General features: G+C 73.0%; 7 protein-coding genes. 1 reads left to right on the forward strand and 6 read right to left on the reverse strand.

All coding sequences use genetic code 11. The features are described from left to right. Positions 1-43: 43 nt before the first annotated feature. From ahcY to ACFWOG_RS38005, 6 genes are all read right to left on the reverse strand, one after another. Positions 44-1,492, reverse strand: coding sequence for an adenosylhomocysteinase (gene ahcY, locus ACFWOG_RS37980; RefSeq protein WP_329950824.1), 1,449 nt, complete (start codon positions 1,490-1,492; stop codon positions 44-46). Positions 1,493-1,893: 401 nt separating this feature from the next. After that, positions 1,894-2,871, reverse strand: a complete 978-nt coding sequence (locus tag ACFWOG_RS37985; protein ID WP_329950823.1) for a cation diffusion facilitator family transporter — start codon at positions 2,869-2,871, stop codon at positions 1,894-1,896. 91 nt (positions 2,872-2,962) lie between these two features. Further along, on the reverse strand, positions 2,963-4,246 hold the full coding sequence (locus tag ACFWOG_RS37990; RefSeq protein WP_329950822.1) for an SIS domain-containing protein: 1,284 nt from the start codon (positions 4,244-4,246) through the stop codon (positions 2,963-2,965). Between the two features lie 181 nt (positions 4,247-4,427). Then, the gene (locus tag ACFWOG_RS37995) at positions 4,428-4,610 is read right to left on the reverse strand and encodes a Trm112 family protein (RefSeq protein WP_329882778.1); all 183 of its coding nucleotides are present in this window, start codon (positions 4,608-4,610) and stop codon (positions 4,428-4,430) included. An 86-nt stretch (positions 4,611-4,696) separates the two neighbouring features. Further along, positions 4,697-6,142 carry a phosphomannomutase/phosphoglucomutase gene (locus tag ACFWOG_RS38000; RefSeq protein WP_380364050.1) on the reverse strand — a complete coding sequence of 482 codons (1,446 nt, stop codon included), beginning with the start codon at positions 6,140-6,142 and terminating at the stop codon, positions 4,697-4,699. 115 nt (positions 6,143-6,257) lie between these two features. Further along, positions 6,258-6,623, reverse strand: coding sequence for a DUF3499 domain-containing protein (locus ACFWOG_RS38005; RefSeq protein ID WP_329950820.1), 366 nt, complete (start codon positions 6,621-6,623; stop codon positions 6,258-6,260). A 162-nt stretch (positions 6,624-6,785) separates the two neighbouring features. Here ACFWOG_RS38005 and ACFWOG_RS38010 point away from each other — a divergent pair, with 162 nt between their 5' ends. Further along, positions 6,786-7,241: a metallopeptidase family protein gene (locus ACFWOG_RS38010; RefSeq protein ID WP_329882775.1), complete on the forward strand. Its 456-nt coding sequence runs from the start codon at positions 6,786-6,788 to the stop codon at positions 7,239-7,241. Positions 7,242-7,258: the final 17 nt, after the last annotated feature.

The following is a 7,258-nucleotide window of genomic DNA, read 5'->3' on the forward strand; positions in this document are numbered from 1 at the left end:
GCCGCTCGGGGGTGCCGGCCACCGGCGTGTGCCGTCGGGCGGATCAGTAGCGGTACTGGTCCGCCTTGTACGGGCCGTCGACGGAGACGCCGATGTAGTCGGCCTGGTCCTTGCTGAGGGTGGTCAGCTTCACGCCCAGCGCGTCGAGGTGCAGGCGGGCGACCTTCTCGTCCAGGTGCTTCGGCAGCACGTAGACGCCGATCGGGTACTGCTCGGTCTTCGTGAACAGCTCGATCTGGGCGATCGTCTGGTTGGCGAAGGAGTTGGACATCACGAACGACGGGTGGCCGGTCGCGTTGCCCAGGTTCAGCAGGCGGCCCTCGGAGAGGACGATGATGGTGCGGCCGTCGGCCTTGCGCCACTCGTGGACCTGCGGCTTGACCTCGGTCTTCACGACGCCCGGGAGCTTCGCGAGGCCGGCCATGTCGATCTCGTTGTCGAAGTGACCGATGTTGCCGACGATGGCCTGGTGCTTCATCCGGGCCATGTGGGAGGCCATGATGATGTCCTTGTTGCCGGTCGTGGTGATGAAGATGTCGGCGGTCTCGACGACCTCTTCCAGGGTGGTGACCTGGTAGCCGTCCATCGCCGCCTGGAGCGCGCAGATCGGGTCGATCTCGGTGACGATGACCCGGGCGCCCTGGCCGCGCAGCGACTCGGCGCAGCCCTTGCCCACGTCGCCGTAGCCGGCGACGACGGCGACCTTGCCGCCGATCAGGACGTCGGTGGCGCGGTTGATGCCGTCGATCAGCGAGTGGCGGCAGCCGTACTTGTTGTCGAACTTCGACTTGGTGACCGAGTCGTTGACGTTGATGGCCGGGAAGAGCAGGTTGCCGTCACGGTGCATCTCGTACAGGCGGTGGACACCGGTGGTGGTCTCCTCGGTGACGCCCTTGATGGTGGCGGCGACCTCGGTCCACTTGTTCGGGGTGTCCTTGAGGGTGCGGTTGAGCAGCTCCAGGATGATCCGGAACTCGTCGTTGTCCGCGGTGGACGGGTCCGGCGCGACGCCCGCCTTCTCGAACTCGACGCCCTTGTGGATCAGCAGGGTGGCGTCGCCGCCGTCGTCGAGGATCATGTTCGGGGTCTGGCCGTTCGGCCAGGTGAGCGCCTGCTCGGTGCACCACCAGTACTCGTCCAGCGTCTCGCCCTTCCAGGCGAAGACCGGCACGCCCTGCGGGTTCTCCGGGGTGCCCTCCGGGCCGACCGCGATGGCGGCGGCGGCGTGGTCCTGGGTGGAGAAGATGTTGCAGGAGCACCAGCGGACCTCGGCACCGAGCGCGGTGAGGGTCTCGATCAGGACGGCGGTCTGCACGGTCATGTGCAGCGAGCCGGTGATCCGGGCGCCGGCCAGCGGCTGGGCCGCGGCGTACTCGGCGCGGATCGTCATCAGGCCGGGCATCTCGTGCTCGGCCAGCTGGATCTCCTTGCGGCCGAACGGCGCCAGGGAAAGGTCGGCGACCTTGAAGTCACCGGTGATGTCGGTCGACATGCGTCTGCTCCTCGCTGATGGGGTGGGGCGTGGCCAAGGTCCTCGGGGTGCGTCACAGCGCGGCGGGCCGCACAGGTGGGCGGCGGCGCCGGGACGGTACCGGTCCGGGAGGGACCGGTGCCCCGCTGTTCGCACAAACCGTCGGAGGACCTCTGTCCCTCGACCGGCGCGTGCCCGTGCGGACACGGGCCGCCGATCGACCGCCATCAGCAGCGACGTTCTGGCTCTGAGGACGAATCTACACCGCAGGCCCCGGACGGCGGCCCGGTACGACCGTTTTTCGGCCTCGCCCCCGGCGGCGCGCACGTCCCGTGCACGCCCCGTACGAGCCTCTTACGAGCCCCGCACGTGTGCCGCCCGGTCCGGCCCCGCGGCGCTGCGCGGTGGCCGGTACGCGGCGGTCAGTGCGCGGCGTCCGGCACCGGCCCGCCGGGCGTGGCGTTCGGGTCGTCGCCCTCGGCCTCCTTCTCGGCGCTGAAGATGTCCGGCTCCAGGTAGATCACCCGCGCGATCTTCACGGCCCGGCGGACCCGCGCCTCGGCGGCGTCGATGGCCTGGGCCACCTCGGCGGCGGTGACGTCGGCGGGGACGGCGATCTTGGCGGCGACGAGCAGCTCCTCGGGGCCGAGGTGCAGCGTGCGCATGTGGATCACGCGGGTGACGGAGTCGTGGTCGACCAGCGCGTCGCGGATCTCGGCCACGACCTCGGGGTGGGCGGACTCGCCGATCAGCAGCGACCGGGTCTCCAGTGCCAGCACGATCGCGATGGCGATCAGCAGCACGCCGATCGAGAGCGTGCCGATGCCGTCCCAGACGGCGTCGCCGGTGATCACGGTCAGACTCACGCCGAACAGCGCCAGCACCAGGCCGATCAGCGCACCGGTGTCCTCCAGCAGCACGACCGGCAGCTCGGGGGCCTTGGCCCGGCGGATGTAGGCGGTCCAGCCGTGCTTGCCCTTGTCCTTCACGGCCTCGCGGTACGCGGTGTAGAAGGACCAGGCCTCCAGGCCGATCGCGAGGACCAGCACGCCGACCGGCCAGTACCAGTTGTCCAGCTCGTGCGGGTGGGCGATCTTCTCGTAGCCCTCGTAGATCGCGAACATGCCGCCGACGCTGAACAGCACGATCGAGACCAGGAACGCGTAGATGTACCGCTCGCGCCCGTAGCCGAACGGGTGCTCGGGGGTGGCGACCCGCTTCGAGCGCTTGCCGCCGACCAGCAGCAGCACCTGGTTGCCGGAGTCCGCGACCGAGTGGACGCCCTCCGCGAGCATCGACGAGGAGCCCGAGAACGCGAAGGCGACGAACTTGCTCACCGCAATGCCCAGGTTCGCGGACAATGCCGCGACGAGTGCCTTGGTACCGCCTTCGGTGCTCATGCTCGGGGTGGTCCCTCCGTCGGGGGCCGCCCACGCAGCCCGCGCCCAGTCGTTGTCGAGCGCATACGGTACCGGGCCGGGCCGGACGCGTTCAGGACTGTGCCGCGAGCCCGAGGTAGACGGCGGCGAAGTCGGTGAGCGCGACCAGGTCGGCCAGCGCGTGCAGCGGGTCGGCCCGGCGGCTGGCGTACTCGGTGAGCCGGACGTCGTGGGCGGCGGCGAGCCGGTGCGCCCGGGTGGCGCCGAAGCTGCGCGGGCCCTCGTCGTCGGCCGGTACCTCGGCCGGGCCGTCGTCCGGCTCGCCGGGCCCGGCCGGAGCCGCGGACGGCTGGTCGCCGGGGATGTGCCGCAGCAGCAGGACCTGGAGGTGCAGCGGGTCCGGCTCCTCCACCCGGTCGCGGAAGAAGTCGTCCGGGTCGGCCCCGGCGCCGAGCTGGCCGGTGAACATGCCGCGGTGCGCGGTGAGCACCTGCGGCAGCGGGCCGGCGAGGGCCGGGCGGCCGGCCCGGTCGGCGAGCTGGGCGGCGAACCGGCCGGCGGCCGCCCCGGCCACCGGGCCCTCGGCCCACAGCAGCGGTACCGTCCCGGCCAGCCGGGCGGCCAGCCCCTTGGCCGGGTTGGTGTACGCGGCGGCGTCCGGGCGGCAGCGGACGGCGCTCTCGTCCAGCAGGTCCGCGGTGGCCGCCAGCGCGTCGTACGGCAGTTGGGTGACGCCGAGCTTCTGGCAGAGCGCGAGCAGCGGTGTGAGGTGGGACCAGAGCGCGGCCGGGTCCTCGGCGGGCAGGTCGGGCTCGGCGGCGTACGCGGCCGCGGGCGGGGTGCCGTCGTCAGGGGAGTCGGACGACAGGGCGGACGGCACGAAGGGCAGCGGCAGGGCGCGGACCTGGAGCGCGGCCCCGGCGAGCGGACTGCCCTCGGGCGCGACGACCACGATCGCGCAGCCGCGCGCGTAGGCCTGCTCGGCGAGGGCGACCAGGCCCTGTTCGCCGCCGTCGGCGGAGCTCACCACCAGCAGGTCGAGCGGCCCGGCCCAGCCGGGGAGCTGCCAGGCCAGGCCGGCCGTGAAGACGGGCGGCGCGGTGGCCCGGTCGGTGCGCGGGACGGGCGCGGCGTCCGCGGGCGGCAGCGGGGAGACCAGGCTCGCGGTCCCGGCCAGGGCCGCCAGCATCTCGGCGGCGGTCAGCGCGCTGCCGTGGCCGGCGACCAGGACGGCGCGCGGGCGGCCGTCGGGGCGGAGCCGGTCGATGCCTGCGGCTTCGGCGAGCCGCAGCGCGGTGCGGACCCGGGCGCCGGAACCGGCCAGGGCCAGCAGGGCGCGGTCGTGGTCGGCGCGCCGGAGGGCGGCCGGGTCGTCGAGCAGGGTGTCGTCGAGCATGCGGCGGGCCTCCGGCTGCTGGCTGGGCGCTGAGGGCTGCTGGCTGAGGGGTGTGCGGCGGGGTTCCACCGCAGGCACTGCCGGTACTGCCGGTACTGCGGAGACTGCGAGCAAGGCCGGTACTGCGGGTATGCCGGTACTGCGGGGTGCGGGTCGGGCCCGGTGGCGCCCGACCCAAGGATCACGCGGGGCGGCGGGCCTCGTCCACCAGCAGGACCGGAATGCCGTCCCGGACCGGGTAGGCCAGGCCGCATCCCTCGCCGGCGCAGACCAGCTCCGGCTGCTCCTCGGTGCCGCCCTCGGTGAGCGCGGACCGGCACTGCGGGCAGACCAGGATCTCCAGCAGGAAGGCTTCGAGCTTCATGGGGTTCGGGCTCCAGTTCAGAGGGATGGCACGGCGGTGGCCCGGCCGGGAGGAAAACCCACCCGCCGGGGCACGTCGGGTGTGCGTCAGGCGCGGACGAGCGCGAGGACGCCGTCACGCAGCTCGGCCATCCTCGCCGGGTCCTTCGCCTCGACGTTCAGGCGCAGCAGCGGCTCGGTGTTGGAGGCGCGCAGGTTGAACCACCAGTCGGGGCCGGTGACGGTCAGGCCGTCCAGCTCGTCGACGGTGACGTCCTCCGGGCCGGCGTAGGCGGCGCAGACGGCGGCGGTCCGGTCGGCCTGGTCGGCGACGGTGCTGTTGATCTCGCCGGAGGCCGCGTACCGGTCGTACTCGGCGGTGAGCTCGGAGAGGGTGCGGTCCTGTCCGCCGAGGGCGGCCAGCACGTGCAGCGCGGCGAGCATGCCGGTGTCGGCGCGCCAGAAGTCGCGGAAGTAGTAGTGCGCGGAGTGCTCGCCGCCGAAGACCGCGTCGGTGACGGCCATCTCCTGCTTGATGAAGGAGTGGCCGACCCGGGTGCGGACCGGCTTGCCGCCGAGCTCGCGGACCACCTCGGGGACGGTCCAGGAGGTGATCAGGTTGTGGATGACGGTCGGCTCGTCCTCGCCGGCGGCCCGGGCGCGGGCGATCTCGCGGACGGCGACCAGCGCGGTGATGGCGGACGGGGAGACCGGCTCGCCGCGCTCGTCGACGACAAAGCAGCGGTCGGCGTCGCCGTCGAAGGCGAGGCCGAGGTCGGCGCCGACCTCGCGGACCTTGGCCTGGAGGTCGACCAGGTTCTTCGGGTCGAGCGGGTTGGCCTCGTGGTTGGGGAAGGTGCCGTCGAGCTCGAAGTACATCGGGACGAGGTCGATCGGCAGGCCGTCGAAGACGGTCGGGACGGTGTGCCCGCCCATGCCGTTGCCCGCGTCGACGGCGACCTTGAGCGGGCGGACGGCGGTGAGGTCGACCAGACCGAGCAGGTGGTCGGCGTAGCCGCGCAGGGTGTCCTGCTCGGAGAGGGAGCCGGGCTCGACGTCCCGGACCGGCACGGTGACGGTGTCGTCGTCGGCGGTCCAGGACTCGACCAGCTCGCGGATCTCGGAGAGCCCGGTGTCCTGGCCGACGGGGGCGGCGCCGGCACGGCAGAGCTTGATGCCGTTGTACTCGGCCGGGTTGTGGCTGGCGGTGAACATCGCGCCGGGCAGGTCGAGCGAGCCGCTGGCGTAGTACAGCTGGTCGGTCGAGCAGAGGCCGATCCGGACGACGTCCGCGCCGTAGGCGGCGGCGCCCTCGGCGAAGGCCAGGCTGAGCGACGGGGACGAGGGCCGCATGTCGTGGCCGACCACGATCGCGGTCGCCCCGGTGACCTGCACGAACGCGGCGCCGAAGGCGCGGGAGAGGTTCTCGTCCCACTGGTCCGGGACGACGCCTCGGACGTCGTACGCCTTCACGAGCTGCTTGAGGTCGCGCACTGCGGCTCCACCCTGGTTCTCCGTCTGATCGACGGGTCGGTCGACGGGCTGGTCGCCCATGGTCACGATACGTCCGGGCTCGGCAGCGGCCGGTACCCGGTCATGGGGCAGCGTACCGGGGCCGGTGGAGGCGTTCGTGCGAGGCGGGTGGTGCCCGGGGGGTGGGGACCGGGTGTCAGTTGTCGGGCGAGCGGAGCACCCGGAGGTGGCCGCGGCGGCCGGCCTCGGTGGATTCGCCCTCGGGGCCGCGGCCCTGACGGGGGGTCTGCGGGCGGGCGGCCTCGCGGACGGCGTTGGCGAGCGCTTCGAGGTCGTCACTGCTGCGGCGGAGCGGGCCGGCCTCGGCGACGAGCCGGACCACCTCCCAGCCGCGCGGGGCGGTGAGGCGCTCGGCGTGCTGGGCGCACAGGTCGTAGCAGTGCGGCTCGGCGTAGGTGGCGAGCGGGCCCAGGACGGCGGTGGAGTCCGCGTAGACGTACGTCAGCGTTGCGACGGCCGGCCGGCCGCACGCGGTCCGCGAACAACGACGTACAGAGCTCACGAGGGTGGACGGTACAGCACTCCCCGCCGGGGAGCGAAGACCGCCTGCCCGGAGGGCGTCCCGTGTCGCGGCCGCGCGCCCGTGCGTGCACCCGCCGCCCCGGGCGATTAGGTGCGGGGGTGGTCCACTTCCGACCGCCCAAGGACTACCCTCGGCAGTGATATGGACAGCTCCGCACCGCAGTCATCGACGGGTCCCTCGCGCCGCCCCCGGCACCGTGACCGGCACGGCAGGGGGCTGCGCGGCCCGCTGGCGCCTCCGCAGGTACCGATCTCGCTCACGCGCTCCGAGTTGTTCGACGACTACGTGCGCGAATCGGTGGAGCGGCTTGAACGGCGTTGGCCGCAGTTGATCGAAGTCGAGTTCGCCGTCCAGGAGGTGCCGCTGCACGAGCCTGACGGCACGGCCGATCCCGACGGCGGGGTGCCGTTGGGCCGGGTCTCACCGGGCCGGCAGGGGCGGAAGAGTCAGATCGTGGTGTACCGGCGGCCGGTGGAGATCCGGGCGAAGTCGCGGGAGGACCGTGCGGCGCTGGTGCACGAGATCCTGATCGAGCAGGTCGCCGAGCTGCTGGGCCTCTCGCCGGACGCCATCGACCCGCGCTACGACGAGGACTGACGGTCACCGGCCCGACG

The organism is Kitasatospora sp. NPDC058406 (genome assembly GCF_042722765.1).
Classification (GTDB): domain Bacteria; phylum Actinomycetota; class Actinomycetes; order Streptomycetales; family Streptomycetaceae; genus Kitasatospora.

Bases quoted from the DNA above. Each gene is read 5' to 3' on its own strand.
- ACFWOG_RS38010 (WP_329882775.1), top strand. From the start codon at position 6,786: ATGGACAGCTCCGCACCGCAGTCATCGACGGGTCCCTCGCGCCGCCCC.
- ACFWOG_RS37990 (WP_329950822.1), bottom strand. From the start codon at position 4,246: ATGCTCGACGACACCCTGCTCGACGACCCGGCCGCCCTCCGGCGCGCC.
- ACFWOG_RS37985 (WP_329950823.1), bottom strand. From the start codon at position 2,871: ATGAGCACCGAAGGCGGTACCAAGGCACTCGTCGCGGCATTGTCCGCG.
- ACFWOG_RS38000 (WP_380364050.1), bottom strand. From the start codon at position 6,142: ATGGGCGACCAGCCCGTCGACCGACCCGTCGATCAGACGGAGAACCAG.
- ahcY (WP_329950824.1), bottom strand. From the start codon at position 1,492: ATGTCGACCGACATCACCGGTGACTTCAAGGTCGCCGACCTTTCCCTG.
- ACFWOG_RS37995 (WP_329882778.1), bottom strand. From the start codon at position 4,610: ATGAAGCTCGAAGCCTTCCTGCTGGAGATCCTGGTCTGCCCGCAGTGC.